We start from the raw sequence: 25485 nt of genomic DNA, 5'->3' as shown, positions 1-25485 counted from the left end.
TGACCCCCTACACATCCAGCACCAGCGGTTGCTGGCCCTGAGCCGGAACCGCACAGCAAATCAGCACTTCCCCGGCACCGGGTAATTCCGCCGGGGGCTGTGGATAATTCACCCCACCACTGATCAAACGGGTCTTGCAGGTGCCGCAGGAGCCGCCGCGGCAGCTGAACTCTGGCCGCAAACCTCGACTTTCCGCCAACTCCAGCAAACTGCCGCTGTCTGGCTGCCAGCGCGCATCAATGGCCGAGCGCTGAAACACCACCGCGACCGGGGTGGTGGCCGCAGGAAGTTGCTCGATGACTACCGCCTCCGGATCCGGCTGCCGACGTAGCGTCGAAGGACCAAAATTTTCGGCGTGAATCCGCTCATCGCGGATGTCCAGCCCGCGTAAATCGTCGTACAGCCCTTGAGTGAAACTGCTCGGGCCACAGAGGACAAAATCCAGCTGATCGTAGTCTTCCACCAGCAGGATGGTTTTAAGCAGTGCGAGGTCGATGCGCCCGGTCAGGTCAAAACCCTCGCCTTCCAGGGCTTCGCGTTCCGGCTGGCTGAGCAGACGTAATACCTGCACCGCGTCATCCGCGCCCTCCAGCAAGCGCTCAAGCTCAGCGCGAAATGGCTGATCAGCCAGGCTACGCGAACTCTGGATCAACCAGGTCGGGCGGGTACGCCGTGTGCGCTGGCCTTGGTAAACCACTTCACGCAGCATCGACAACAACGGTGTGATGCCGACCCCGGCCGCCAACAGCACCAGCGGTCGCTGTTCATTGGCGGCCACCGTGAAATGCCCTTGCGGTGCACGAGCTTCAATCAGATCGCCGACCCGAATCCCTTCGTGCAGGTGCGAAGACACCAATCCATCACGCTTCACGCTGATGCGGAAGAATTCATCGGAGGGCGCACTCGACAGACTGTAAGTGCGGATATGCACCTGGCCATCAAGCGTGAAACGCACCGGCAAGTGCTGCCCGGCCTGAAACAGAGGTAACCCGGCGCCGTCAGCCGATTCCAGATAGATCGAACGAATGCTCTGGCTTTCCCGCTCAATCCGGGACACCCGCAATGGCCGCCAGCGATCGCCCAATGCCGCCGCCTGCAACCTGGCGGCAGTCTGCTCCCAGGTGCCGGTCATCAAACTGTTGGGTGAAACCCCATCGAAGCGCCAGCGCAACACCAATGCTGCGGGTCGCCGAACCACCTGCTGCACATGCAGCTTCCACAACCGTTCGGCGCCTTGAAAGGCTTCAACTTGTGGGCCATCGAGGATGATTTCGGTATGCCCGCTGACCTGCAACAAGTCACCCGAGGTGAAATCGATAAACAGTAACCCGGCCCGCGGATTGAGTAGCAGGTTGCCCAAGGTATTGAAGTGCAGATTGCCGGCAAAATCAGGGATGGTCAGGCAGTCGCCCTCAACCTTAACGAGGCCAGCCTGGCCGCCACGGTGAGAAACATCCACAGAGCGTGAGTTATCCACATCCACATAACTGGCGACAAAGAAGGTGTCGGCCCCTCGAATCATCGCTGTGGCCGCATCATCCAGCGAATTCAGACGCTGTACGATGCGGGTCGACGGATCGGCCAGCGGCACCGATTTGAACTGCCGCAATTGAATATATTGCGGGCAATTACCGAAAGACTGCTCGACCGAGACACTCAGGCCTTGCGCGCCAATCGTGCTGACCCGGCCGTTGATCCGGTTACGCCGCCTGGTGTGCAATTCGATCCCCAGCAAGCCAATCGCCGCCCCGGCGTGTAATTGCGCCGGGTCGTCCAACGTGGGCAGGCTGTCGAGTTGCAACCGCGCAGGTTCAGGGGAATGGGCGAAACCCGGCTGGCCTTCGAGGATGCTTGCCCAGGGGTTATCGTCGGCGTCCACGGCACCGAACACCATGAACGGCAACTGACGATAGAACTGCCGATGCTGATCCGGCATTTGCTGGCGGATCACCTTGCGCCCGTGCGCTTCCATACGCTCGGCAACCCCTGCATGAGCCTGCAACTGTTTCTCGCCGGCATGCCAAGGTGAAAGCTCCATCACGGTTCTCCCCTGCGCACCCGGCGCAGTGTAAACGGCCCGGCAATACCGGGCTGTAAGCGTTCAGGCAGTTTGTAAGCCGGCCACGGAGCGTGGCATGCCGACAAAACCGGGCAAGGCCTCGATCCGCGCCAGCCAGGCCCGCACATGGGCATAGTCAGCCAGCGACACGTTGCCTTCCGGCGCATGGGCGATGTAGCTGTACGCCGCCACATCGGCGATGGTTGGCTCATCGCCAGCGAGGTAGGTGGATTTGCTCAGTTCTTGATCAATCACCTTGAGCAGATTGTGCGAACGAGCAATCACCTCTTCGGCGTTGTGAGGCGCACCGAATACCGTGATCAGCCGGGCAATGGCCGGGCCAAAGGCAATCGGCCCGGCCGCTATCGACAGCCAGCGCTGAACCCTGGCCGCACCGACGGGGTCGGCGGGCAGCCAGCGGCCCTTGCCGTATTTCTGCGCCAGGTACACCAGAATCGCGTTGGAATCGGCCAGCACCACACCTTGGTCGTCGATCACCGGGACCTGACCAAAGGCATTGAGTGCAAGAAAGTCTGGCTGTTTGTGCGCGCCTTTCGCCAGATCAACGAAGATCAGTTCGGTTGGCAGCTCAAGCAACGACAGCATCAGCTCCACACGGTGGGCGTGGCCGGAACGTGGGAAGTTGTAGAGTTTGATGGCGTGCATAGTCGACTCCGCGGCTGGATCGCGCGGTTCAGGAGGGAACCGCGCTAAGTGGCGTTATCTTCCACCTGCCATCAAAACAACAGAATAACCAGAAAACACAATCGATCATTTCACCCAGCGCAATAACACCTCAGGCGCGCAATGCCGGATGTTCACGTAATGCCTTCACCGCATAGTCCACGAAACTACGTACCCGCACCGGTGCCTTGCGCCCGCCCTGATACACCACATGGATGGGCAACGACGGCAGTTCGAAGTCTTGCAGGACGATTTCCAGCTCACCGCTGGCGACCTTGCTGGCCACTTGATAGGAAAGAACCCGGGTCAATCCAAGCCCCAGAGCCGCGGCCGTGATTGCCGCCTGATTCGCCGTGACGACCAGACGCGGTTCAGGGCGAATGCTCAACACCTCTCCGGCCTCGCTAAAGGGCCAGTTTCGCTGCTGCCCAATGGACGAGGTGGCAACAATCCGCGCTCGGCCCAGATCATTGGGATGCATTGGCCGGCCATGACGCTTCAGATAATCGGGAGACCCGCAGATAACCCGCCGCACCTCGCCCACCAGAATGGCGTGCTGGTTGCTGTCAGGCAGTTCACCGATGCGCACGGCGACGTCGATGCCCTCCTCGACCATGCTCACCACCCGGTCGACCAGCAACGCGTTGATACTGATATCGGGAAACTGCTCAAGGTAGCCAACCATCACCGGCGTCACGAACAACTCACCGAACAGCACTGGCGCAGTGATCGTCAGTTGCCCACGCGGCTGCGCATGACTGCCGGCAACTGACGCTTCGGCTTCCTGAATGTCCGCCAGAATGCGTCGACAGTCTTCCAGATAACGCTGACCGGCCTCACTCAAATGCACACTGCGCGTGGTGCGTGTCAGCAATTGAGTGCCGATACGCACCTCCAGCGCCGCCACCGCCCGCGTCACGCTGGCCGCCGACAACCCCAGACGCCGCGCCGCCGCAGAGAAGCCCTGTTCTTGCGCCACGGCGACGAATACCTGCATTTCCTGGAGTCTGTCCATGAGCTACCTATTGCATCGTCGCGCCCGACCTTGAGTGAGCCGGTTACAGACTGCCTTCGACATCTTCCAGGCTGAAGGTCTCGGTGTTGTCGTCATAGGAGAATATTTCAGCGTACCGGCCCCAACTGATCACGTTCTCCAGCGTTTCTTCTACCGCGGCGTCAGTGAGCGAATCTCCCAACTCCTGCTCGAACCGTACCCGCGGCGCCCAGTGACCACGTCGTTCCTGCAACACTTGGCGAATGCGGGTGGCCAATGGCACATACCTGAGCAGATGGTCGGCAAAAATGGTTTTGCGCTCCTGGGTGCCGTACTCATCGAACAGCTTGCCCGCGTCGGTCAACTTGATGTCGGCGCCCTTGAGTTCGGCAAACCCCAGATGCTCGAGCATCTCCGCGACCGGGAACAGATCGTCGACCTCCAGCAACAGACGCTCGGCGACATTGGAGAGACTGTCCAGGCCAAAATACGGCTCGGCTGCCAGCGCCGAAATCAGACCGGCCATCAGGTTGGTCGACACGTCAGGCAACGGGCTGCCCAATTGCAGTTCAGCCTTGCCGGTTTTGGCGTCGGCACTGCGCCGGTTGGTCATCAGTGCATAGATGTCATCGACCATTTTGCGAAAGGCCGGGTCCAGACGGTTGCGCGGGTGGGCGAACGGCACACGGATTTGTGCCACGACCCGCCCGGGGTTCGACGACAACACCAACACGCGGTCGCACATCAACACCGCTTCTTCGATGTTGTGGGTCACGATCAGGATGGACTTGATCGGCAGCTGGCCGCCGCTCCACAGGTCCAGCAAGTCGGTTCTCAGGGTTTCTGCCGTCAGTACATCCAGCGCCGAGAACGGCTCGTCCATCAACAACAAAGTCGGATTGACCACCAGCGCCCGGGCAAAACCTACGCGCTGGCGCATGCCACCCGACAATTCCCTTGGGTAAGCGTTTTCGAAACCGTCGAGGCCGATCAGGTCGATGGCGGCCAGTGCACGCTTGCGTGCTTCCTTGGGTTCGACCTGCAACGCCTGAAGACCGGCTTCGACGTTTTCCAGAACAGTCAGCCAGGGAAACAGCGCAAAGGTCTGAAAGACCATGGCCACGCCTTCGGCAGGTCCGGTCAACAACGAACCGTTATAGCGAACCTCGCCTGAGGAGGGCAGGATCAGACCGGCAATGATCCGTAGCAGCGTCGACTTGCCAGAGCCGGAGCGACCCAGCATGCCGACGATTTCACCTTCGCGCAGGGTCAGATCGACATCGCTGAGTACCTGCAACTCGTCCTTGCCCTTGCCGAAGCCTCGACAGACGTTCTTCAGTGCATAAATTTCGGAGTGCGCGCCTGTTTTTTCAGTCTGGCTATTCATCAAATCGACACCTGTTAATTCAGACGGAGTTTGTTTTCAGCGATGGCGTACAGCGGCCGCCACAGCACGCGGTTGAACGCCACGACAAAGAACGACATCACCACCACGCCCAAGGTGATTTTCGGAAAGTCGCCAGCCGCGGTGGTCTGGGCGATGTAGGCCCCCAAACCGTGAGCGACCACCTTGTCCTGCCCCCAGGAAACGAATTCGGACACGATACTGGCGTTCCACGCCCCGCCCGAGGCGGTAATCGCACCGGTCACGTAATACGGGAAAATGCCCGGCAGCATGACCTTGCGCCACCACTGCCAGCCGCGAATGCGGAAATTGGTCGCAGCCTCGCGGAAGTCGTTGGGAAAGGCGCTGGCACCAGCAATCACGTTGAACAGGATGTACCACTGGGTGCCCAACACAATCAGCGGGCTTAACCAGATATCCGGGTTCAACTGATAGCGCAGAATCACGATGACAAACACCGGAAACAACAGGTTCGCCGGGAACGCCGCGAGGAACTGGGCCAGCGGCTGGATTTTCTCCGCCAGATGCGGGCGCAAGCCGATCATCACGCCCAGCGGTACCCAGATCAACGAGGCCACCAGTATCAACAGGGCTACCCGCAGCAGGGTGATGGTGCCCAGACCGATCACATGCCAGAGTTCGCCCAGCGTCACCTCGCTGCCAACGTAAATCACGATGTGATACAGCGCGTACAGGGTCATTAGCGCAATCGCCGCGCCCCAGATCCAATCGATAGTCTTTGATACCTTCGGACTCGCCTGAACGGCCACCGCTTTGGAGCGTGGCAAGCTCAGGCGCATGTTGGTGATACGCACAATGGCCCGGAGAAAAGGCCGCAACAGGCGCTGAACCACGCGGGTGCGCTGGATCAGATTCAGTACCCAGGACTCGGGAGCCCCGGCCTGTGAAGCCGTGTCTTCCATCCGGAATTTGTCCGCCCAGGCCACCAGCGGCCGGAACAGGAACTGGTCGTAAATCAGGATGACCGCAATCATCGCCAGAATGACGTAACCCACGGCGTGCATGTTGCGTTGTTCGATGGCCGTCGCCAGATAGGATCCGACGCCCGGCAAGGTGATGGTCTTGTCGCCCACGGTGATTGCTTCCGAGGCCACCACGAAAAACCAGCCACCGGACATGCTCATCATCATGTTCCAGACCAGGCCCGGAATGGCGAACGGCACATCGAGTTTCCAGAATTTTTGCCAGCCGGAAAGCTGCAGGTTACTGGATACCTCTTCCAGATCCCGAGGCACCGTACGCAGCGACTGGTAGAAGCTGAACGTCATGTTCCAGGCCTGACTGGTGAAAATGGCGAAGATCGCTGCGCACTCCGCGCCCAGCACACGTCCTGGAAACAACAGCAGGAAAAATGTCACGGTAAACGAGATATAGCCCAGCACTGGCACCGATTGCAGAATGTCCAGCACCGGTACCAGCAGCTTCTCTGCCCGCCGGCTCTTGGCGGCCAACGTGCCGTAAACCAGGGTGAAAATCAGCGCCGCCACCATGGCCGCGAGCATGCGCAATGTGGTGCGGATCGCGTATTCGGGCAAGTCGGCCGGGTCCAGCGAAATGACCTGCGTCTGCAACGTCGAGATGGGAGCCCAGGTCTCGTGCGCGCCAATCGAGAAAAACAGCAGGAAGCCAATCACCAACGGCATGGCGATCAGATCCCAGCGGTTGGGAAGCAACCGTTGTGCCGTGGCCGGTATGTAATGACGCAATACCTTATTCATGTTCAGTGATTCCAGTAGCGTTCTGGAGGTGATCGTTGACTACCGATCAACAGGTTCTAGAGCGACCGCGCACAGAACGGCTCAACAAACAGTTGGAGCACAGCTAAGTACACTCTAGCGGGGTAATAAAACGACGGAGGGAGGCCACACAAACGAACGCTATGGGGCGATGCAGAAAACGGTTCAGTGGTCCAGAGCGCCGGGGATCTGAACACACCGTTTACCCTCTGCGCCTCACTTGGCATCCCAATGGGTGGCCCGCCGAGAATGGGCAGGATCCATGGCTGGAGTCTCCTGAACGGGAGTGAATAGGACATTTGGACGGGAAAAGCACGACGTCATCCAGCCGGCAGGTTTGCCTGCGGCACGCGCAATCGACATCGATGCCGACGCGCTGCATTTCCGGGGCGGATTGTACGTTTCAAATTGTTACAGAAACATAAACTTGACGTATTTTTTACGTATTTGTGAATGCTCACCATCCCTTTGCTGGGGTCAATGCCATTGGCTGGAACGTCTCTCCACTTATTGAGCACAGTTGATCCAGCGAGCCGTTACCTACCTAAACGATGACAAACAAAGCCTCGGCCATTAGAATTTGATTATCATCGAACGCCTTAGGGTACTGGCAACTCCATGGAAAATAAGACTGCACGACTGACTGTGCTCATTGATCCCGTCAAGAAAAAAGCCCTTGAGGAGCTCTGTGCATCTCAGGACCTGACGCCTTCACAGGTCGTCCGTCAGCTTATTCGAGACTACCTGGAGACACATGGCGTGTCCTACTCGACCAAAAGCAAAATAGCGGTCAATGATAAGTAGTTCACTCGCCATGGAGCCGGCACATCGGGAACCCGCTCATCGCTCTGCCTACTAAAGCTCCAGCTCAGCCGAGGCGTGGCGCCTTGTCGATCTCGAAACTGCCCAATGCACCACTGAAGTCGGCGTGATAATGCTCTGAACCAAGCGCTTGGAGTATTCCCGCTCTCTCCAGCTTGCCAAGGACTTTATCGTTGGCTTCGCACAGTTTTACGACAATGCCGCGCTTGCGTAATTGCTCAATAACTTCGAGCAACGTTTGTAAGCCCGTTATGTCCATGAACGGCACTCGCTTTAGACGAATAATCAATGTCCCCGGATCGGTGTGCGTTTGGGCCAGAACGCGCTCAAAGGTTTCTGCTGCGCCAAAGAAAAGCGGCCCTTCAATGGTGTACACCAAAACACCAGGCGGCAGACGAACGTGCCCATTGATCCGTAACTCAACTTCAAGCTCTTTTTCGACCATTTGCTGCACTTCGACAGAAGATGCCATCCGACGCATGAATTGCAGCATCGCGAGAATGACACCAATGTTCACTGCAATCGCTAAGTCGCTGAAAACAGTCAGGCTGAAGGTGATTAGAAGTATTGCCACGTCGGCTTTCGGGGCGCGCTTGACCATGCGCTGGAAATGCTTCAACTCGCTCATGTTGTAGGCGACCACAAACAGGATCGCTGCCAACGCACACAGCGGGATATCCGAAGCCAACGGCGCCAGGAATAAAATCAGCAATATCAATGTGAGCGCATGTACAAAACCCGCGACGGGACTGTTGCCTCCATTGCGGATGTTGGTAGCGGTTCGAGCAATTGCACCTGTCGCGGCAAAGCCACCGAACAAAGGGGTGACCAGGTTAGCGATGCCTTGGCCGATTAACTCCTGATTGGAGTCATGCTTGGTACCAGCCATACCGTCGGCGACAACAGCAGACAGTAATGACTCGATAGCGCCCAACATCGCGATGGCGAACGCCGGGCCAATCAACTCAATTACTTGAGGCAGTGTTATTGCAGGAAGGCCGACCGCAGGCAATCCTCGAGGAATCCCCCCGAAAGCACTCCCGATCGTTGCAACACCGTCGAACTGAAAATATGACTGCAGTGCCGTCACGACGACCATAGCGATCAAGGGGCCGGGAACACGCCTTACGCCAGGTATTTTGGGGGCGGTGATCACCAGCACCAGACTCGAGAGTGCTAACAGTGTCGTGGGTACATGAAAGCTGGGGAGAGCCTGAACCAGGTGCCAGAGTCGCTCATGGAAATGCTCACCGCTGATTTTCGGCAAACCAAAGAAATCTTTCCACTGCCCGACCCAAATGATCACACCAATGCCGGCGGTGAATCCGACAATCACCGGGTCGGGGATGAACTTGATGATGGCGCCAAGCTTGGTGATACCGAGCAAAAGCAAAATCGCCCCGGCCATTATCGTTGCGATCTGCAAGCCATCAACGCCGTATTTGGCGGTCACTCCAGACAAAATGACGACGAATGCCCCTGTCGGACCTGCGATCTGAAGACGGCTCCCTCCAAAGAGAGAAACCAGAAGACCACTGATGATGGCTGTATAAATTCCTTGTTCGGGCTTTACGCCTGAGGCGATAGCAAACGCCATGGCCAAGGGCAGCGCCACAACGCCGACGATGACCCCGGAGACGATATTTCGAAGCCAGTGTTCGGGCCTCAACAGGCCCGCTTTCCAGGCTTCTCGTATCGCAATCATGACTAGCCCTCTCTGGTGGCATGTGCATAATATTTACATGAAGTGATAATAGCAAAACCACTGAAATACCCTTTGCACAGCATCCGCGACGCTGAAAAAACCAGTGTTGAATGATCCAGAATCATGTTTGTGGACAACATGAGTCCACGCTCGGAGATCCACATGAAACGTGAAGACGTCAAAACCAAACACGGTGAAGGCATGCACTTCGACACGCATGTGATAGCCAACCCGGCCAACACGCACGAGTGGATCATCCTGTTTAAAAAAGAGGTGGGAAGCAGTTATTTTCTGGTCAATGACAATGAAGAAATCGAGTCATTTCGACAGCTGGATGACCTGATCCAGGAGCTTCGGGAGATCGGCATCAAATCCGCTGAGATTCATTTCTGACTGCCCCTCCCTTGGAGGGGGATCATGTCGGTAGCGAGCGCTCTGATGAGGCAGCCGGATCACACGGATGAGTGCAGCCTGGATGAGTATCCATTGTGGAACTACAAACCCTCTGCCTTATCGATCGATACGCTGAGACGCTTCTTGGTGGCTGAGTCCGGGGTGGCGCAGAGCCCCCCCCTCATCTAATTTATCCCTGAGCTGTTCTTGGCAGGCCATATCCATCGACCAGCAAGGAGAACAGCGGCCAGCCCCAGCGTGGGCAGCCACACCCATAAAATCTCAGACTGCAGCGCTGCCCAGCCGCGCTGACTCAGAAACTGCGTCAGACCGATGGGGGACACTTCGATCGGCCTGAACGGCATGAACCACCGCAGCTCACTGAAGGGCCAGAACAAGGCAACCCCCAGGCCGCCATCGGTGCAGGCATCCAGTAATGGATGAGACACGGCCGCCAGGAAGAGAAAGCTGATGCTCCGCCCAAGGCTCGTATGCAGTGACTTATAAAACACACTCGCCAGACAGCTAATGGCCAAGGCAAAGGCTATCGAATGGGCTGCACCGCGATGCCCCCAGGTGTCGGTATAGGCAATGCCCAGTTTGAATGAAATCACGTCGGCATCAGGTAGCGCGGCCAGCACCGCGCCCATGATCAATAACCTGGCGCTGATGTGGCGCCGCCCCATCACCGCTCCAACAATAAGGGGCACGACAGCATGGGTGATAATGCTAGGCATGGAGCGTTGTTCCTCACGGTAATAGCGGGAGTGAAGGCTGAAGGTCCTTCACGTTTAAACATCCGCCTCTTTGTTCGCGCCCATCGCACTGAGGAACCGCTGTTGGAGCCTCAGCATTTCACTGGGCCCGATACGCTGGTATTCAAGGCCGAAACGTGGCGCAACTTCGCTGATGAGCTGGCTTAAGGCCGGATAATGCCGGTGGCTCCAGTGCGGGAACAGATGGTGTGTCAGGTGCAGGTTGGCCCCGCCGAGCCAATACCCCAGCCAGCGCGGCGTTGTCTGCCAGTCAATGGTGGTAGAAAACACATGGCGATACCGGCCGTGGGGTAATACGCCACTTTCCGGCGCCTGATAAAACTTCGCCTTTGCCCAATGAGTACCGATGATCAGCATCACGAACAGCAACGAGGAGAGCATTTGACTGCCCAGGTAAACCAGCACGATGTCGAGCGCGCTGATGGTCGCTGGCAAAACCCAGAGCGGGATCAACAGCGCCAATACCAGGTGCGTGCCTTTGCCAAACACAAACACACTCCAGCCGCGCACGCCGTGTTGCGCCATTCGCCTGGTAACCGGCGTTTGCCCCGCCCGGTCCAACCAGTCGAACAGAAAAATGTAATAAGGGAAGGTCATGGCCGCAACCAGTGGCCAGTAAAAGCGCTGCACTCGCATAAAGGGCTTCCAGCGCTGGAATGGGGTCTGGCGTAGAACTCCATTGGGCTCAATATCGAGGTCGTAGCCCTCAACGTTATTGTGCCCGTGATGAAAAATAACGTGCCGCACTCGCCAACAATCAGGATCAAGACCCAGTGGTATGCTGACCAGGCAATTGAGCCAGCGATTGGCCCAGCGTCGTTCGAAAAACGCATTATGGGACGCATCATGGACCACGTTGACCGTGATAAACATGGCCGTAAAAATGAAGCCGAAGTAATAACCCAAGTAAGCCCACCCTGTGGACTGCTCCAGGCTCATGCCGTAAAACCCGGTACATAGCAGCACCAGCACCAGTAGCTTGACGATCATCCAGGTATCGGCGAAACGATGATCATGGTGCGCCGCCAGATAGTCGCTGGCCGCCTGCATCAGTGCTTTATGCACATCAGCGTCATCGCGCTGGAACGCTAGCGGTTTCATTATTGGGGCACCCCGTCCATGGACGTCTCCTGCCCCATCCGGCGCAGGAACTGTTGCTGTTGCCTCAGCAGTTCGCGATAGCCAATACAGCGATAGTCCATGCCATGTTGCACCGCCAACTGTTCAATGATCGCCGCCAGCGCGGGGTAATGACGATGACTCCAGCCGGGGAACAGATGATGGGTCAAATGGTAATTCAGCCCACCGGTGAAATGGCGCAGCCAGGAAGGCGTGGTCAGCCAGTCGCAAGCCGTAGAGAAATTATGTCGATACCAGCCATGGGGCATCACCGCCGTATCAGGTGCACGATAAAACTGCGCCTGTGCCCAATGCGTACCTAGCAGCAAGTAAACCACCAACAACGACGCACACATCTGGCTCACGGCATACGCCAGCAGCACCGTCGACCAACTGATGCCATTGAGCTGACAAACCGTCAATGGCACCCCCAGCACCAATAGCAAATGGGTGACCTTGCTGACGACAAATACCGTCCAGCCCCGGCGTCCCGGCAACACGTCTTTTGACTTGAGTGGCGTTTTTCCTAATCGATCCGACCAGTCAAATATCCAGGCGACATAGGGCAGCGACAACGCCGCGATCACCGGCCAGTAAAGGTGTTGATAGCGCATGTGTGCACGCCAACGCTGGAACGGAGTCTGTCGGAAGATGCCGTTCTCTTCCGTATCCAGGTCGTAATGTTCGACGTTGGCGTAGACGTGGTGAAAATCGACGTGACGCACCCGCCAGTAATCCGGATCCACACCCAACGGCAGCGTGACCAAGCGCCCTACCAGGCGGTTGGCCCAAGGTGCGCGGAAGAAGACGTTGTGAGAGGCGTCATGATTGACCACCACGTTTAACAGCATTCCCATCATCACAAACAGGAAGTAGCAACCGACAAACGCCCACGCGTTGTGCTGCATCAGGCTCAAGGCATAGAACCCCGCGCACAACACCAGCAACACCAAGGCCCTGGCGAGCAGCCAACCATCGGCATAACGGTGGTCATCCGCCAGATAGGCGCGAGCCGCGCGCTTGAGTGCTTGATGAAAGGCCTGCTCGCCATCGGCGGGAAAGACCAGGGGCCTGAGCGACTCAGCCATGAGATTGCTCCACCGCAGGCGCAGCGTCGGATCGCCGCCGGGTGCAAGACCACAGCACCGCGACTCCGTGCACCGCAAGCGAGACAAGCACGACCTGCCAATACCCCTGTGACCACCTCAGCAGCCCGAGAAACAGCACTGGCAGCCCCAATGAAATTGCCAGCCAACCCATTACGCTCCAGACGCGCCCTTGCACCATGCCCGCCAGCGCCACCGGTCCCAGCGCCAATAAAGTGAACAGCGCGACTTGCGGCCAATGAACGTTGGTGTAGCCGTAGCCATATTCATAGACATAGGCAATCACCCCGACAAACACCAGCAACGCACCACTGAAAACGGTCAGGTTCGAGCAACGCCAGCGTCCGCCTTCATCGGACACGCTCACCGGCATGTGCATGTAGCGCAACAATGGCAGATTACTCGCCCAAAATGGGTTTGCAGACGGTTTGGCGCCACCCACGCCATAGTCGAACGGCGCTTGCGGCAGGCTGGGACAAAACGTGCCGAACAGTTTGTCCCAGAAGATAAAACTGCCGCCAAAGTTCTTGTTCGAGTAGGCCATGTCTTTGACGTGATGTACCCGATGGTGGGCAGGCGTGACGAACACCGACTCCAGGACTCCCAACTTGGGCGTCAATGCACTGTGATTAAACAGTTGAATTGTGTAATGCAGGATGGACACCGTGACAAACACCGACAACGGTACACCCAGCACAGCCAACACCATAAAGAATGGGATAGAGGTCAGTGACGAGTACCAAGAGTTGCGTACCCCCAATGACAGGTTGAAATGCTCGCCCTGATGGTGAACCACGTGCACCGCCCACAGCACACGCAAGTAGTGGTGTGTCCGGTGCAACCAATAAAAACCGAAGTCCCAGGCAAACAGTGCAAATACCCAGGTCAGCACCGGTGGCCATGACTCAAACAGCGAGAGGCTGAAGTGGGTGGCGACATAGCCGTAACAGGTGATTTCCAGCCCACGGAACAACCACAGCATGAGATGGCCGGAGTTCAGGTTGAACATCACGTCATGCCAGTTGACCACGTCACGCTGGCGCCACTGCACCACCAGCATCTCGCCAATCACCACCAGCAACATGAACAGGATGGGGAACGCCAGATCAATCATCACGCCACTCCTCTGACCGCACGATAGCGAATCAAACCAACACACCGCACCAGCCATCCAGCCACCAGTGCCAACAACGTACCGCTGGCCAGGTCAATCAACAGGTGACGGCGTAACTGCAGGATCGAAAAGGCAATCGCCACAGCCCATAGGATGAACAACACCGTTCTCACTTTGTGCCTTTCATCGCCAACGGCCCATACGGCCAGCACCGTCAGTGCCATGTGCAATGACGGTAAGCAATTTTGCTTTGAGTCGAACTGTGTCAATGCACTCAACACATCAGAACTGAGGGTGGTGCCGTGATCGAGCGGATAGACCATGGTCGTCGGCCACAACACATAAACGACCCCCGCCCCTATCGCAGTCAGTTGCATGGCCCTGGCCAACCATTTAACCCGATCAAGCGGGGCAAGCAGGTAAGCCAACGGAATCATGATGAAGAACGACAGGTACAGCCAAATAGCGTGTGGGCTGAATGGGATCAGGCGATCAATCAATGAGGGCGAGATGACAGTCCCCGCGTCTTGAAGACGGTCAGTGAGGTTGTAAACAACCCCCACACATCCCCAGCCTAGCAGCATGTGCCACAACCTTGGAAAGATTGCCTTGATCATGGATTCACCTGCCGAATGATTCGTCGTCTTTTCTGATCGAACGCTGGCATCACGGTCTGTACCGTCAGTTGCCACTCCAGTGGTTCGGTGGCGATCCCCTGTTGCTCGAGCACTGCCACGAGTTGCGCGTGACACTGTGCCAACTCCTGTTGTGAACAGTCGGCAACCAGCTGTAAACGATGTTCGGCCTGTTGAATCAACCGGTAATCACTGGTCAGCGGCAACGCGTTGGCAATGGCCCGCGTGCACAGATCGGCAAATATCACCTGCGGCGTCCCCTGGCGATTGAGCAACAGCAACTGGTCATCGCATCGACCTTCTATCCGTTCAATGGCCATGGTCGCTTGCCCGCACGGGCATGGGGTGGCCTTCCTGACCAGTACATCATCGAGCCGGTAGCGCACGATGGGTTGTGTGCTACGGGTGAAATCGGTGATCAACGGCGTAAAGCGATGCTCATCGATCCACTGGGGCTCGATGTAGAGAAATTCTTCATTCAAATGCAGCGTGCCGTGGGAACATGAAGCTGCCAGAAACCCCTCGGTGGCCTGATACACCTCACCGATGTCAGGAAACACCTGCTCCAGTATCCGTCGATCATGCATGTCCAGGACTTCGGCTACCGAGATCACTTTCTTGACGTTGAGGGCCAGTTGCTGATCGAGGACCGCGAGCGCAAGCGCCCTCAACACTTGGGCCGGCGCGACAATGATCGTCGGTGCCTGCTGCTGCAAGCGCGGCAGTTGCGCCGGGAAAGGCGCAAACAGATCGTAGAACTCCAGGCTCAGCCAGCGGTTGTTCACGCTGTGGTAGAGATTGTTGTCCGCACGTAAAAACAGCGCGACGCGTTCACCGGCAAAAATACCTTCGGGCAGCATCTTTGCCAGCATGCCGCCGGCCCAGACCTGTTGCTCCCGCTCACTGACGACAAACACACCGCGCTGCCCCGACGTGCCAGACGACAACCCAACACTGTAGGCGCCGACCGTGGGGGTGAAGTCGCGTTCGGTTTCGCTGCGTCGGGCACACGCCAGTAACTGATCGCGCTGCAATTGGGCGGTGTTCATCTGGTCGAACTGCGCCATCATCAGCGCCTTATCCATCAGCGGCCACTCGGTCACCGACAGCGCGCTGTAAGGGCGAAAATAGGGACTCTGTGCAAGGACCCGCCGAGCGAAGCGCTTCAGCTGTTTTGCCTGATAGGCTTGCAGCACCGCGCGATCGGTGAAGATCCGGCGCTGGGTACGAAAGTAGTGCCAGAGGGTCTTCACCGGGATCATAGGTCGCCCTCATGACACAGACGGATGTCAACATGACCGGCCGCCCACAGCTGGTTCAGTCGGCGGAGCGTGTCGTAATAGACGCGGGAATCATCCATCAGCAAATTGGCCAATACCGAGGGTCCGCGCAAGGTTTGATAGCTCTGGGCAGACCATCCGGCGTCACTGGCCAACAACGTCCAGCCTTCGTCGGTGAGAATGAACGCGCCGATATGCCCCGCCGCATGGCCTGGCAAAGGCACCAGGAAGATCTGCCCCTCACTTCCCGGCAGTTCAAAGCCGTGATCGAAAGGCGCCAACTGCTCAGACAAGCCCACCCGTGCAAAGCTCTCCATAAACTGCAGTCGTGCTTCAAAACTCTCCGGGATCAAGCCGGGAATGAAGGCCTGCTTCAGCGCCGCAAACCCACGCAGTGTCCGGGTTTGTTGCCAACCCTGGCCCGAGCAGATGAAATTGGTCTGGTTGAAATCGCGCAGCCCGGCAATATGGTCGGCATGAAAATGCGAAAGGATCAGCCCCTCGATGTCATTGCCCGCCAAGCCTGCGCTGCGCAGTTGCTCGACCAATGACTCGCGTGGGTCGAAGTACACCGGAGTGACCTGGCGGTACACACGAAAGAGGCCGGACTGCGTCTGCTCCTGGAAATGCGTCGAGTAGCCGGTATCCCATAGCCAGCGACGACTGCCGACCTCCAGCAGATACGCCCGGGCCGGGAACTTACACACGCGCAGACCGGCCCCGCGTTGTGCCATGCAGGCGATATGGGTGCAGTAGCCCACCTCGAATTGGGTGACTTTAGCCATGAGCCACCGCGCCCTGTTGCCTGAACCAGGCACCTGTTTGCTCGATCCCCTGCTCCATCGTGTAGCGTGGCGAGTACCCCAGTTCCTCAGTGGCGCGCACCTGGCTGAGCGTCATATCGAAATTCAACGCGGCGACGCTGTAGCGTGTCAGTTGCGGCTCTTTGCCCGTAGCGCAGCTCAGTAGCTCCAGCCCGCCGGCCAGTGCGTGCAAGAGTGGGTAGGGAATCGCCTGCAACTGATAGCGCAGGCCCAACTGTCCATGGAGCAAAAGATGCAGCATGTCAGCCAAGCGCATCGGCTGGTGGTTGGTGATGTTGTAGGCCGCCCCGGAAGGCAAAGGGTTGCAGCGGCTCGCCAGGTCCATGGCGTGCACCACGTTGAGCACAAAGGTCAGGTCCAACAGCGCGTTGCCGCCGCCGGGAAGGCGCAACACGCCGCGATCGCGCTCAAGTCGGCTCAGCACTCTGGGCAGGATCACCCGATCATGTGGGCCGAACAGGCCACGAGGCCGCAAGATTACGTAGGTGGTGTCCGGATAGCGCGGCACCAGCGCCTGGATGCCCTGCTCCGCCGCGTACTTGCTGGCAGCGTAATGGTTGGCAAACCGTGGGGCGCGGTAGCTCTCGACGATTTCATGATGATGCTGGAAATCAAAGTAGATCGAGGGCGTGGAGATATGAACAAAACGCCGAACACCGGCACGCCCCGCTGACTCAGCCAGTTTTTGCGTGGCAACCACGTTCGCCTGGTAGAAATCTTCCCGGCGCCCCCACGGCGAAGACTTCGCGGCGCAGTGCCAGACCGCATCACACCCGCTCATCAATGGCTGGCATTGCTCAAGGCTTGCATGGGTTAAATCCAACGCCGTAAAGTCGGCGCCCAGCTCACGCAGGGCGTTACCAACCTGGGCGTCGCGACCGGTGGCATGTACCTCATGACCGGCGTCGAGCAGCCACTGCGCTGCGTTGCGCCCAAGCCCGCTGGTGGCGCCGGTCAGCAGTACGTTCATGGCAGCAGGACCATGCCGGCCAAGGATAAACCAGCCGCTGTGCCGATGAGCATAACCGGCTCGGCGCGATTAAACCGTCCGCTGGTGACCGCCGCGTGCAATGCCGTGGGGATCGATGCGGCCACCTGGTTGCCATGATAGCGGTAGATATCCACCAACACGCTGGAAGAGACATTCAGGCGTCGACGCATATGCTCCAGCGACAGATGGCTGGCCTGATGCGGCACCACCGTGGCGATTTGTTCCAGGGTCAACCCGCTCGCCCCCAACAGACGAGCCAGGTAGTCCTCGATCAACGCCGAGGCTTGCCTGAACAATTGCTTGCCGCGCATCTGGAACAGGAAGTCGCGGTCGGTCATGCCCGCGCGCGGATTGCGTCGTGTGCCGCCCGCCCGTATCTCACAGAGTCCGCTGCCCTGGGGATGGGTTTCAACCAGGCTGGCGAGGATCCCACTGGTGCCATCGCCCCGTTCAACGATGGCGCACGCTGCACCGTCACCGAAAATCAGTGAGGATTCTTCATCGTCCCAGTCGATCCCGCGTGACGCCAGGTCGGCCGACACGATCGCAATGCGTCGGTAGGTGCCGGCATTTAACAGCCCTGCGGCGACCTGTAGCGCCGAGATAAAGCTCACACAGCTGCTATTGATGTCGAAACCGGGGGTGCCGGGCGCCAACTGGGAGACCTTTAGGATGTGCACCGCCGTGCATGGCAATGCCTGCACGGAAATCGCCGAAGCCGAGATCAGCAAGTCGATTGATGCGGCGTCGATACCCTGGCGGTCCAGGGCGTCGTGAAGAGCGGCTGCCGCCAGCTCCGCCTGGCTGGCATCATGCGAGGCATGATAGCGATAGCTAATGCCCGAACGCTTCTCGACATAGCCCGCAGGCTTGTTCAACAACCGATCAAGGTCGACCGACTCGACGCGATTGGGTGGTAGCGCCACGCCGGTGGCGATGATCTTGAGAGGAACCAATGCGGGCGATGAAAAAGGTGACTTCATTAAATATTCGACCTTGAATTCAGCAATGAAGGACGGAAGGCCGACAGACATCGGCACCGAAGTTGCTGCTGCACAGGGAGGAAAAACCGGCATTCAGCGAGGTCTTGCTCAGGGCATCGCGGTGGATCACCCGCTCGGCGCGCAGCGCACAGGCCACTAGAACCCACGAAAAAGACCCCAGCCAGCATATCGATTCCATCCATGGTGTGAGCGCTTGTTAGTTGTTGAGGAGACAGCGGGTATTTATAAAACCGAAGGAGCTTAACAAGCCAAGGACGAGGCGATTGCCTCAAGTGCAGACACGGAAAAGAGTGGGAACTGTTCTCGAATGTCCAAATGTTCTAATTAACTCTTGGGAAATCTCTGGTAGGAGAGAAAGCCGTAAGCCGCGTGTTTAGCGTATTGCATCGTACTCAGCGCGACGGAAACCTGATGAGCGGCGAGGCCAAAAAAATGAAAACCCTTTGTATTTAAAGGGTCTCCATTGTGTCGTGCTTAATGACTACTGTGTCAGACGTTATTATTCTACGTCAGACGTTATTATTCTATGCCCGTGTGAATTATTGAAAACCACGAGCTGGTTGCCGACAACATAGTTTGTCTCAAGGTACCCCGAAAACATTGGTCAAGCCGCATCCTATCCCCCGCCTTTTCAGAAATATAGTTTGTCACGGGCCTCGGTTCGATCGAATCCATAGGTTCGTTGACGACAACATAGTTTGTCCCAGCTGTCGTAAGAGTCCAGCCAATTCACCTTGAGTAGTTAAACGGACGCCCAAGTCATCACATTGTCATTCACCTGATCACCTGTTTGCATTCGACCTGACCAGCCATTTGCATCGGTCATGACTACCTTGCATCGAGCACATTCGTGTGCGTTGTACGTGCAGATGGGATGGTCACGGCGGCCTTTCTGCTCGTCATGGTCGCGTAGATGCTACCCCTTGCAGCGATAGGGGGGCTGTTGACGTCGTCGAGTGTTCATTCGTGGGCTGTGCCTGTTCACAGCGGGCTCTTTCGCGTCCGGTGCAAAATGCGAACTGTGCAGAAGCACTTCAGCATTTGATATATGTCAATGTCGTTTTTGACCGTTCTGCTAATCATTGAGTGGTAACAGGCGATTGTCATGCTGAAGTCTATAATTTTGGCGAATGCGGGCGAACGCAAGCACCGCAATCGGTTGATTCAGAATTTGGTTCAGCTTCCACCCCACAAAGGCAGCTCGACATGAAAAATACCAAATTGGCCGTGCTCTTCTTCGCCGCATCGTTAACCCCCATGTGGGCGTTAGCAGCAGACCAATCTCAAGTGGCACAGACGCAGCAACAAACTCCGAATGTTGCCGAGTTCGATAAGCAGATGGCTCAGGCGCAAGATACCTTTCAGAAGATGCAGGTCCAGATGGAGAAAATTCAGCAGACCCAAGATCCCCAGCAGCGGCAGAAGCTCCTCCAAGAGCATTGGAATACGATGCAAAATGGAATGAGCATGATGAACGGTATGTGGGGGCCGGGAATGATGGGGTGCTGCGGAGGAGGCGGCATGATGGGAGGCCACATGATGGGAGGTGGCATGATGGGGTGGCAGGACTACTCGAATTTGACCCCGGAGCAAAAGAGTCAACGCCAGTACATGATGGACAGGTACACGGGAATGCAACAGATGATGATGGATCACATGATGTGGCACCAAAACTATATGCAGGGGCAGCCACTGGCCAAGCCTGGACAGTAGATGTTTGCTCGCTTTTTTGATCGCGGAGTGCGTTGTCGATTAACTCGGGGCGTACTCCTGAGCTTTGCGCTTTCACCTATGGCTTGCGGCTGACTTGGTAGGGCCTCTACGGTGCTAATGGTCATCGGTTGGCACTAACTGCTCTAAAGAAAACGTCCGGCTATTTCGCCTTGGGTAGGTTAACGGGCACCCACCTATGCGGCAGTAGCTCGGTAATCTCACTCGCTCGCTGCGTCGGGAGTCGCGTCAGCACATCCTTCAAGTAGGCGTATGGATCATGGCCGTTGAGCCGCGCCGACTGGATCAAACTCATTATCGCCGCTGCCCGTTTGCCGCTGCGCAGAGAACCTGCAAGTCGAGTCAGCCGAAGGGAATTTCACCTCTCGGCTGCTCACAGAACCGTACGTGACAGTCTCCCGTCATACGGCTCTTGATCACACATTCGATGCACATAGTAGATACCAATGCGCGAACAGCTCCGGATTTTCTCTTCGAACAAGACGCAGCCGATGCTCCGCTTGACGTATAGAGATTCGGTACTTGCTCTTCATCCATTTGAGCAAGCGCGATTGCAATGCGCTCCACGATCGATAGCTGAAGTTTCTGTACCAGAATTTACCGTAGTATTCGATCCATCCTCGAATCACAGCGTTGTACCTGCGAGAAAAATCCCTCAGGTCGTCCGTCGTGGATCGATGGATGCGCCAGTGTTTGATCGTGTCCACCATCCTACGCATCGCCTTCATCGACGCTCCCGGCATGCACTTGCGAAAGAGTTCGCCCTTGGAGTTTTTCAGGGCTCGCACCTTGAAGTCATATCCGAGAAAGGTGAAGCTCGTCGCGACGTTGTGCCGCTCGAATGTGTCGATGTAGACAATCTTCGACTTCTGGACGCCTCGATATTGATGCGCTCTCTATCATGCCACTTACATTGGTACCCTAGCGAAATCCAGTGCATATGTTCCGCACGCACTCCTACAGCTGCCTGTCACGCCATTTTCTGAATTGCATCTCTTAACACGAACTAAAATACAAGGGGCTACCCATATGGGATCGGCCTGCGATGGTACAAGCACGATCAATGTAAGTTAATTTTAAAAAAGCAAATCCCTCATTACAAAATTGTAATCATCCAATCATCTTCACGTTATCTCCAGATTGCAACGATACAACTCGGCGATCTTACGGAAGGGCAATCCACTTCCCATAGAAAAATAAAATTTAAGCCGAAAAGCGTTCCAGTTCTGCCGAACCTAAGGAGTGATTGATGGTTAACAATACAAAATTTTCGATGGCCGCTTTGGCAGTGGTTGTCAGTTCCGGGCCGTCCATGGTTTTTGCGGAGGAAAAAGCTGGAGGGTTTATAGAGGACAGCAGCCTGACGGTACTCAACCGAAACTACTACTTCAATCGAGATCACCGCAACGGTCAGTCAAGCCCGACGGGCAATGGTTATTCCGAAGCCTGGGCACACGCCATAATCAGTAAGTTTGAATCCGGATTTACCCAAGGCACTGTCGGTGTGGGAGTCGACGCTTTCGCCATGATCGGGCTAAAACTTGATACTGGTGATGGTCGTAATGGTGGTCGTAGTTCGTTCGACGTACTACCCGTCAATAGCGACGGAGAGGCTCGGGATGAATACACCAAAGTGGGTGGCGCGGCAAAAATTCGTGCTTTTGACACCGTAGTAAAGGTCGGTGATGTATTTCCATCCAACCCTGTCGTTGCAGCTGGTGACTCAAGACTTCTACCGGAAAGTTTCCGTGGTGTGACGGCGACCAATACCAGCATTGAAGGTTTAACAGTTCAGGGTGGTCGCCTTCACGCCATGAGTCAACCAGTCTCCAGCAATATGCGCGATAACTTCGCGACCTTCTATGCGGGACCTGTCAACTCGCCTTGGGTCGGCTACTTTGGTGGCGACTATAATCTGAACAAAAATGTCAGCCTTAGTCTTTACTCCAGCCGTCTTAAAGACGCGTGGAATCAATACTACGCGGGCACAGCGTTGAACTACTCATTGTCGGATGAGCTTTCCGTATTCGGCGGTCTGAATTACTACAAAGCTGTCGACGAGGGAAAAAAACTGCTGGGCGAGTTCGACAACAATATTTGGAGTGCTAAAATTGGCGTGAAGTACGGAGCACACTCGCTTGCACTTTCTCACCAAAGGAATAATGGTAACGACGACTTCGACTATCTGCGCCAGTCGGATTCCATTTTTCTGGACAACTCAATCCAGTACAGCGACTTCAACTCGCCTAAAGAACGCTCATGGATGGTTCGCTACGACCTCGACATGACTACATATGGCGTGCCTGGCTTGTCATTTATGACACGTTATGGTCGTGGTACTGACGCTGACTATTCAAACGCTAACGCAACATACATGCGGCGTGATGCGGACGGGAATCCGTTGACTGACCAGAAACGTTGGGAGCGCGATATTGAAGTAAAATACGTCGTTCAGACAGGCTCCCTGAAAAACATGTCTTTCCGCCTACGGCAAGCTAACACTCGCGCAACCGCATTTGAGTCGGATCTGGATGAAGTTCGTGTGATTGCTGAGTATCCATTAGCCATTCTTTAATACCCGAACGGGATGATTCATCATAGACGAACATCCCATTTTCGCTGGGAATATTTCAAAAATGTAATTTTTCAATCATCTCCCCGTTAGCTTGAGTTCCTTATAGTTAACTGGAGTTGATAGGACTCTAGCCAGCGCATCTGACTAGTGTGCTACAGACGTGTAGCTAGTCTGTGAAAGTCTGAAACTAATTGCTGCTCAGTTGAAGTACACATTCACTTTTTGAAGCTCCTTTACTCCTTTGGAAGATGTGAATTTTTATGACGTCCCTCGGGACGTCTTTTTTATGCCTGTCAAAACCCGAATACATAAAAATGCCCGACACATTAAGATGAATCGGACGTTATAAATCCGTCTGACAGACACGCAGTTTCTAGCCGCCACGTTTACGACATTCCCCCGCCACCGTGTACTTGATAGTATTGAGCTGCCCTTGCGAGTCTTCATAGGTCATTGCCGCCGGCACTACAGCGCAGAGCTTTTCAGGTCGCACAACACTCACGACTTTAACCACATCCACCTTCATTCCGTACTCATACTCTTTCACGACCGGAGCACGTTTGCCCTGGCTAACGGCATACTGTTCCATGGCTTTAACGTTAGCACTCATCATTCTTTCGAAGGCCTTGTCTCCACCCCCTTCCGCCAACACATTTGAAGACATCGCCAGCAACCCGACACAACCCAAGACATTAATAAATCTCATATCAAATACCTCGTAGATTAACTAGCACAAGAGTATCAACTCGAACATTTCGACGGCGTTGCACCGACATTACGAATACGTCATAAACCACCATCGAGTAGGAGGCGGATTTACATCCGCCGTCCTCTCACACCACCGTACGTACGGTTCCGTATACGGCGGTTCAGGCTATGCGGCTAAGCCGGTTTATCGTATCCAGTATTGAGACCAACCCTAGCTGATCCCATAGCTTCTTCGGTAACGCCTGATTCACATGAGGCGCCCCCGAGTTCCACCATGGGCCGCGACCATTGAAGGCTGATTTGCAGGCGCGTGCTTCGCTAAGCCCCAAGCGCATCAAGTTGCGTGCCCTCGTAGAGGGCTGCTTCCATTGGCGCCAGATGACGCAGCGAAGTTTATGCCGCACCCACCCGTCCAGCTCCACAAGGGGTCGCTTGCTCTGACTAAGTTTGAAGTAGCTAGCCCAACCGCGCAGTACAGGGTTAATCCGCTCGATGACGTTCGCCATCTTGTGGCCCCGTGCTCCGTGCAGCAGGTCTCTGAGTCGGTCGCGTAGGCGACCCAGACTCATTGTCGCTACCCTTAACCTCGGCGGTTGATGCCAGCTCATCCCATAACCCAGATAATCGCAGACCCAAGGCCGTGCCACGCGGCTCTTTTCTCGATTCAGCGTCAGTTTCAAACGCTGCCTCAAGAACCGCTCGACTCTGGCCATCACTCGCTCGCCAGCACGACGACTACGCACATAGATGTTCGCGTCATCGGCATAACGCACGAAGTGATGGCCCCGCCGTTCCAGCTCACGGTCGAGTTCGTTGAGTAAGATATTCGACAGCAACGGCGAAAGCGGGCCGCCTTGCGGCGTCCCTTCCTGCCGTCGGCTGGCGATCCCGCCCGACATCACACCCGCCTCGAGGTAACGGCGAATGAGCCTGAGCACCTGCTTGTCTTCGATTTGACGCTGCACATGGGCCATCAGTACATCGTGGTTGACCCGATCGAAGAACTTCTCCAGATCGAGTTCCACGCACCAGCGGTGGCCCGCCGCCACATGGGCACGGGCTGTTTCGATGGCTTGGTGGGCGCTTCTGCCCGGACGAAAACCGTAGCTGTAATCCGAGAACAGCGGGTCGAAGATCGGCGTGAGCTGTTGCAGCAGTGCCTGTTGGATCAGGCGATCCACGACGCTGGGGATACCCAGCTGTCGAGTGCCGCCTTTGGGTTTGGGAATTTCGACGGCGCGTACACCTTGCGGGTGATACTCGCCGGCCAGCAGCCTCGCCTTGAGGGTTGGCCAATACTGTTTCACGTAGCCCGCCAATTCGTCGACCGTCATGCCATCGGCACCCGGCGCACCCTTGTTGCTGACCACGCGGTGATACGCACGCTTGAGGTTGGCCGGTGCAAGCACCCGCTCCATCAGCGTGTCCGGCTCCGCTTTCGTCCACGCCACAGACGCCGCCGATGCCTGTGCACTGCCAGCCGTCGCCCGCGGATTCTGTCCGGAACTAGGGGTCACAGTTCTCCCGCGGAGAAATTTCTGCTTTTTCGACATTCGACGAGACTCTGACGCCTACTGGCGGCATAACCTGTTCGGCCCTTGGTGGCGCGGTTATTCACCACTTACTACAGCCTCGGCTGACTTCTGCACGTTCATCCCGGCGCCTCTCGACGCTCGGTAGCACAGTGGCAAACGAGCAGATCTCCCAGGGTAATTCGCGCGACCTTCCTGCTTATGCCTGTCGGATATACGTCACAGCGTTCCGTGCAAGTACTGGGCTTTGACGATTATGGCCGTCTTACCC

At 56.5% G+C, this 25485-nt stretch carries 21 protein-coding genes and 2 pseudogenes; 4 read left to right on the top strand and 19 right to left on the bottom strand.

The window, feature by feature from the left end:
• Nucleotides 1-7 precede the first annotated feature (7 nt).
• The 5 genes from FPT12_RS18420 to FPT12_RS18400 all read right to left on the bottom strand — a co-directional run bounded on the left by FPT12_RS18420 (nt 8) and on the right by FPT12_RS18400 (nt 6881).
• The gene (locus tag FPT12_RS18420) at nt 8-2038 is read right to left on the bottom strand and encodes a pyridoxamine 5'-phosphate oxidase family protein (RefSeq protein ID WP_145018208.1); all 2031 of its coding nucleotides are present in this window, start codon (nt 2036-2038) and stop codon (nt 8-10) included.
• Between the two features lie 63 nt (nt 2039-2101).
• Nucleotides 2102-2725, bottom strand: coding sequence for a glutathione S-transferase family protein (locus FPT12_RS18415; protein ID WP_145018205.1), 624 nt, complete (start codon nt 2723-2725; stop codon nt 2102-2104).
• 130 nt (nt 2726-2855) lie between these two features.
• Nucleotides 2856-3758, bottom strand: a complete 903-nt coding sequence (locus FPT12_RS18410) for a LysR substrate-binding domain-containing protein (RefSeq protein ID WP_145018202.1) — start codon at nt 3756-3758, stop codon at nt 2856-2858.
• Nucleotides 3759-3801: 43 nt separating this feature from the next.
• Nucleotides 3802-5124: an AAA-associated domain-containing protein gene (locus FPT12_RS18405; RefSeq protein WP_145018199.1), complete on the bottom strand. Its 1323-nt coding sequence runs from the start codon at nt 5122-5124 to the stop codon at nt 3802-3804.
• 14 nt (nt 5125-5138) lie between these two features.
• Entirely contained in the window at nt 5139-6881 is a 1743-nt protein-coding gene (locus FPT12_RS18400; protein ID WP_145018196.1) for an ABC transporter permease subunit, read from the bottom strand.
• Nucleotides 6882-7517: 636 nt separating this feature from the next.
• Here FPT12_RS18400 and FPT12_RS18395 point away from each other — a divergent pair.
• Complete coding sequence (locus tag FPT12_RS18395; protein WP_103314849.1) at nt 7518-7703, top strand: ribbon-helix-helix protein, CopG family; 186 nt, start codon at nt 7518-7520, stop codon at nt 7701-7703.
• 64 nt (nt 7704-7767) lie between these two features.
• Here FPT12_RS18395 and FPT12_RS18390 read toward each other — a convergent pair whose 3' ends face one another.
• Nucleotides 7768-9426: a SulP family inorganic anion transporter gene (locus tag FPT12_RS18390; RefSeq protein WP_145018193.1), complete on the bottom strand. Its 1659-nt coding sequence runs from the start codon at nt 9424-9426 to the stop codon at nt 7768-7770.
• Nucleotides 9427-9588: 162 nt separating this feature from the next.
• Between FPT12_RS18390 and FPT12_RS18385 the strand changes: the two genes are divergently transcribed.
• Nucleotides 9589-9819: a hypothetical protein gene (locus tag FPT12_RS18385; protein ID WP_145018191.1), complete on the top strand. Its 231-nt coding sequence runs from the start codon at nt 9589-9591 to the stop codon at nt 9817-9819.
• Nucleotides 9820-10004: 185 nt separating this feature from the next.
• Here FPT12_RS18385 and FPT12_RS18380 read toward each other — a convergent pair whose 3' ends face one another.
• From FPT12_RS18380 to FPT12_RS18340, 9 genes are read right to left on the bottom strand one after another with little or no spacing between them, the layout of a single operon-like run.
• Nucleotides 10005-10556, bottom strand: coding sequence for a metal-dependent hydrolase (locus FPT12_RS18380; RefSeq protein WP_145018188.1), 552 nt, complete (start codon nt 10554-10556; stop codon nt 10005-10007).
• Between the two features lie 54 nt (nt 10557-10610).
• Nucleotides 10611-11696 (bottom strand): acyl-CoA desaturase, encoded by a 1086-nt coding sequence (locus FPT12_RS18375; protein WP_145018185.1) that lies wholly within the window; start codon nt 11694-11696, stop codon nt 10611-10613.
• A complete protein-coding gene (locus tag FPT12_RS18370; RefSeq protein WP_145018182.1) occupies nt 11696-12802 on the bottom strand; it encodes an acyl-CoA desaturase in 1107 nt (368 codons plus the stop codon). Before FPT12_RS18370 ends, FPT12_RS18375 begins: the two co-directional genes overlap by 1 nt.
• Nucleotides 12795-13934 (bottom strand): sterol desaturase family protein, encoded by a 1140-nt coding sequence (locus tag FPT12_RS18365; protein WP_145018179.1) that lies wholly within the window; start codon nt 13932-13934, stop codon nt 12795-12797. Before FPT12_RS18365 ends, FPT12_RS18370 begins: the two co-directional genes overlap by 8 nt.
• Nucleotides 13934-14551: a phosphatase PAP2 family protein gene (locus FPT12_RS18360; protein WP_145018176.1), complete on the bottom strand. Its 618-nt coding sequence runs from the start codon at nt 14549-14551 to the stop codon at nt 13934-13936. Before FPT12_RS18360 ends, FPT12_RS18365 begins: the two co-directional genes overlap by 1 nt.
• The gene (locus FPT12_RS18355) at nt 14548-15831 is read right to left on the bottom strand and encodes a F390 synthetase-related protein (protein WP_145018173.1); all 1284 of its coding nucleotides are present in this window, start codon (nt 15829-15831) and stop codon (nt 14548-14550) included. The genes FPT12_RS18360 and FPT12_RS18355 overlap by 4 nt, the downstream gene beginning before the upstream one ends.
• Nucleotides 15828-16634 carry an MBL fold metallo-hydrolase gene (locus tag FPT12_RS18350; protein WP_145018171.1) on the bottom strand — a complete coding sequence of 269 codons (807 nt, stop codon included), beginning with the start codon at nt 16632-16634 and terminating at the stop codon, nt 15828-15830. The genes FPT12_RS18355 and FPT12_RS18350 overlap by 4 nt, the downstream gene beginning before the upstream one ends.
• Nucleotides 16627-17643, bottom strand: coding sequence for an NAD(P)-dependent oxidoreductase (locus tag FPT12_RS18345; RefSeq protein ID WP_145018169.1), 1017 nt, complete (start codon nt 17641-17643; stop codon nt 16627-16629). The genes FPT12_RS18350 and FPT12_RS18345 overlap by 8 nt, the downstream gene beginning before the upstream one ends.
• On the bottom strand, nt 17640-18647 hold the full coding sequence (locus FPT12_RS18340; protein ID WP_145018168.1) for a 3-oxoacyl-[acyl-carrier-protein] synthase III C-terminal domain-containing protein: 1008 nt from the start codon (nt 18645-18647) through the stop codon (nt 17640-17642). Before FPT12_RS18340 ends, FPT12_RS18345 begins: the two co-directional genes overlap by 4 nt.
• Nucleotides 18648-19874: 1227 nt before the next feature.
• On the opposite strand from FPT12_RS18340, the gene FPT12_RS18330 reads away from it, so the two are divergent.
• Nucleotides 19875-20381 (top strand): hypothetical protein, encoded by a 507-nt coding sequence (locus FPT12_RS18330; protein WP_145018166.1) that lies wholly within the window; start codon nt 19875-19877, stop codon nt 20379-20381.
• A 160-nt stretch (nt 20382-20541) separates the two neighbouring features.
• Here the strand turns inward: FPT12_RS18330 and FPT12_RS18325 are convergent.
• Together FPT12_RS18325 and FPT12_RS28025 are read right to left on the bottom strand one after the other, a co-directional pair.
• A pseudogene (locus FPT12_RS18325) lies at nt 20542-20733 on the bottom strand (transposase domain-containing protein); the annotation flags it as partial.
• An 82-nt stretch (nt 20734-20815) separates the two neighbouring features.
• Nucleotides 20816-21109 carry a group II intron maturase-specific domain-containing protein gene (locus FPT12_RS28025; protein WP_256676806.1) on the bottom strand — a complete coding sequence of 98 codons (294 nt, stop codon included), beginning with the start codon at nt 21107-21109 and terminating at the stop codon, nt 20816-20818.
• Between the two features lie 539 nt (nt 21110-21648).
• On the opposite strand from FPT12_RS28025, the gene FPT12_RS18315 reads away from it, so the two are divergent.
• Nucleotides 21649-22974 (top strand): OprD family porin, encoded by a 1326-nt coding sequence (locus tag FPT12_RS18315; protein ID WP_145018164.1) that lies wholly within the window; start codon nt 21649-21651, stop codon nt 22972-22974.
• 373 nt (nt 22975-23347) lie between these two features.
• On the opposite strand, the gene FPT12_RS18310 is transcribed toward FPT12_RS18315, so the two are convergent.
• Together FPT12_RS18310 and ltrA are read right to left on the bottom strand one after the other, a co-directional pair.
• Entirely contained in the window at nt 23348-23680 is a 333-nt protein-coding gene (locus FPT12_RS18310) for a DUF2790 domain-containing protein (protein ID WP_145018162.1), read from the bottom strand.
• A 163-nt stretch (nt 23681-23843) separates the two neighbouring features.
• A pseudogene (gene ltrA / locus FPT12_RS18305) lies at nt 23844-25266 on the bottom strand (group II intron reverse transcriptase/maturase).
• Nucleotides 25267-25485: the final 219 nt, after the last annotated feature.

Origin of the sequence: Pseudomonas sp. H3(2019) (assembly GCF_007713465.1) — a bacterium.
Taxonomy (GTDB): Bacteria; Pseudomonadota; Gammaproteobacteria; order Pseudomonadales; family Pseudomonadaceae; genus Aquipseudomonas.
Note: the sequence above shows the minus strand (reverse complement) of the source record. Positions and strands in the feature narration are given on the sequence as shown.

Coding starts and splice junctions, on each gene's coding strand:
- FPT12_RS18420 (WP_145018208.1), bottom strand. CDS start 2,038: ATGGAGCTTTCACCTTGGCATGCCGGCGAGAAACAGTTGCAGGCTCAT.
- FPT12_RS18415 (WP_145018205.1), bottom strand. CDS start 2,725: ATGCACGCCATCAAACTCTACAACTTCCCACGTTCCGGCCACGCCCAC.
- FPT12_RS18410 (WP_145018202.1), bottom strand. CDS start 3,758: ATGGACAGACTCCAGGAAATGCAGGTATTCGTCGCCGTGGCGCAAGAA.
- FPT12_RS18405 (WP_145018199.1), bottom strand. CDS start 5,124: ATGAATAGCCAGACTGAAAAAACAGGCGCGCACTCCGAAATTTATGCA.
- FPT12_RS18400 (WP_145018196.1), bottom strand. CDS start 6,881: ATGAATAAGGTATTGCGTCATTACATACCGGCCACGGCACAACGGTTG.
- FPT12_RS18395 (WP_103314849.1), top strand. CDS start 7,518: ATGGAAAATAAGACTGCACGACTGACTGTGCTCATTGATCCCGTCAAG.
- FPT12_RS18390 (WP_145018193.1), bottom strand. CDS start 9,426: ATGATTGCGATACGAGAAGCCTGGAAAGCGGGCCTGTTGAGGCCCGAA.
- FPT12_RS18385 (WP_145018191.1), top strand. CDS start 9,589: ATGAAACGTGAAGACGTCAAAACCAAACACGGTGAAGGCATGCACTTC.
- FPT12_RS18380 (WP_145018188.1), bottom strand. CDS start 10,556: ATGCCTAGCATTATCACCCATGCTGTCGTGCCCCTTATTGTTGGAGCG.
- FPT12_RS18375 (WP_145018185.1), bottom strand. CDS start 11,696: ATGAAACCGCTAGCGTTCCAGCGCGATGACGCTGATGTGCATAAAGCA.
- FPT12_RS18370 (WP_145018182.1), bottom strand. CDS start 12,802: ATGGCTGAGTCGCTCAGGCCCCTGGTCTTTCCCGCCGATGGCGAGCAG.
- FPT12_RS18365 (WP_145018179.1), bottom strand. CDS start 13,934: ATGATTGATCTGGCGTTCCCCATCCTGTTCATGTTGCTGGTGGTGATT.
- FPT12_RS18360 (WP_145018176.1), bottom strand. CDS start 14,551: ATGATCAAGGCAATCTTTCCAAGGTTGTGGCACATGCTGCTAGGCTGG.
- FPT12_RS18355 (WP_145018173.1), bottom strand. CDS start 15,831: ATGATCCCGGTGAAGACCCTCTGGCACTACTTTCGTACCCAGCGCCGG.
- FPT12_RS18350 (WP_145018171.1), bottom strand. CDS start 16,634: ATGGCTAAAGTCACCCAATTCGAGGTGGGCTACTGCACCCATATCGCC.
- FPT12_RS18345 (WP_145018169.1), bottom strand. CDS start 17,643: ATGAACGTACTGCTGACCGGCGCCACCAGCGGGCTTGGGCGCAACGCA.
- FPT12_RS18340 (WP_145018168.1), bottom strand. CDS start 18,647: ATGAAGTCACCTTTTTCATCGCCCGCATTGGTTCCTCTCAAGATCATC.
- FPT12_RS18330 (WP_145018166.1), top strand. CDS start 19,875: ATGAAAAATACCAAATTGGCCGTGCTCTTCTTCGCCGCATCGTTAACC.
- FPT12_RS28025 (WP_256676806.1), bottom strand. CDS start 21,109: ATGGTGGACACGATCAAACACTGGCGCATCCATCGATCCACGACGGAC.
- FPT12_RS18315 (WP_145018164.1), top strand. CDS start 21,649: ATGGTTAACAATACAAAATTTTCGATGGCCGCTTTGGCAGTGGTTGTC.
- FPT12_RS18310 (WP_145018162.1), bottom strand. CDS start 23,680: ATGAGATTTATTAATGTCTTGGGTTGTGTCGGGTTGCTGGCGATGTCT.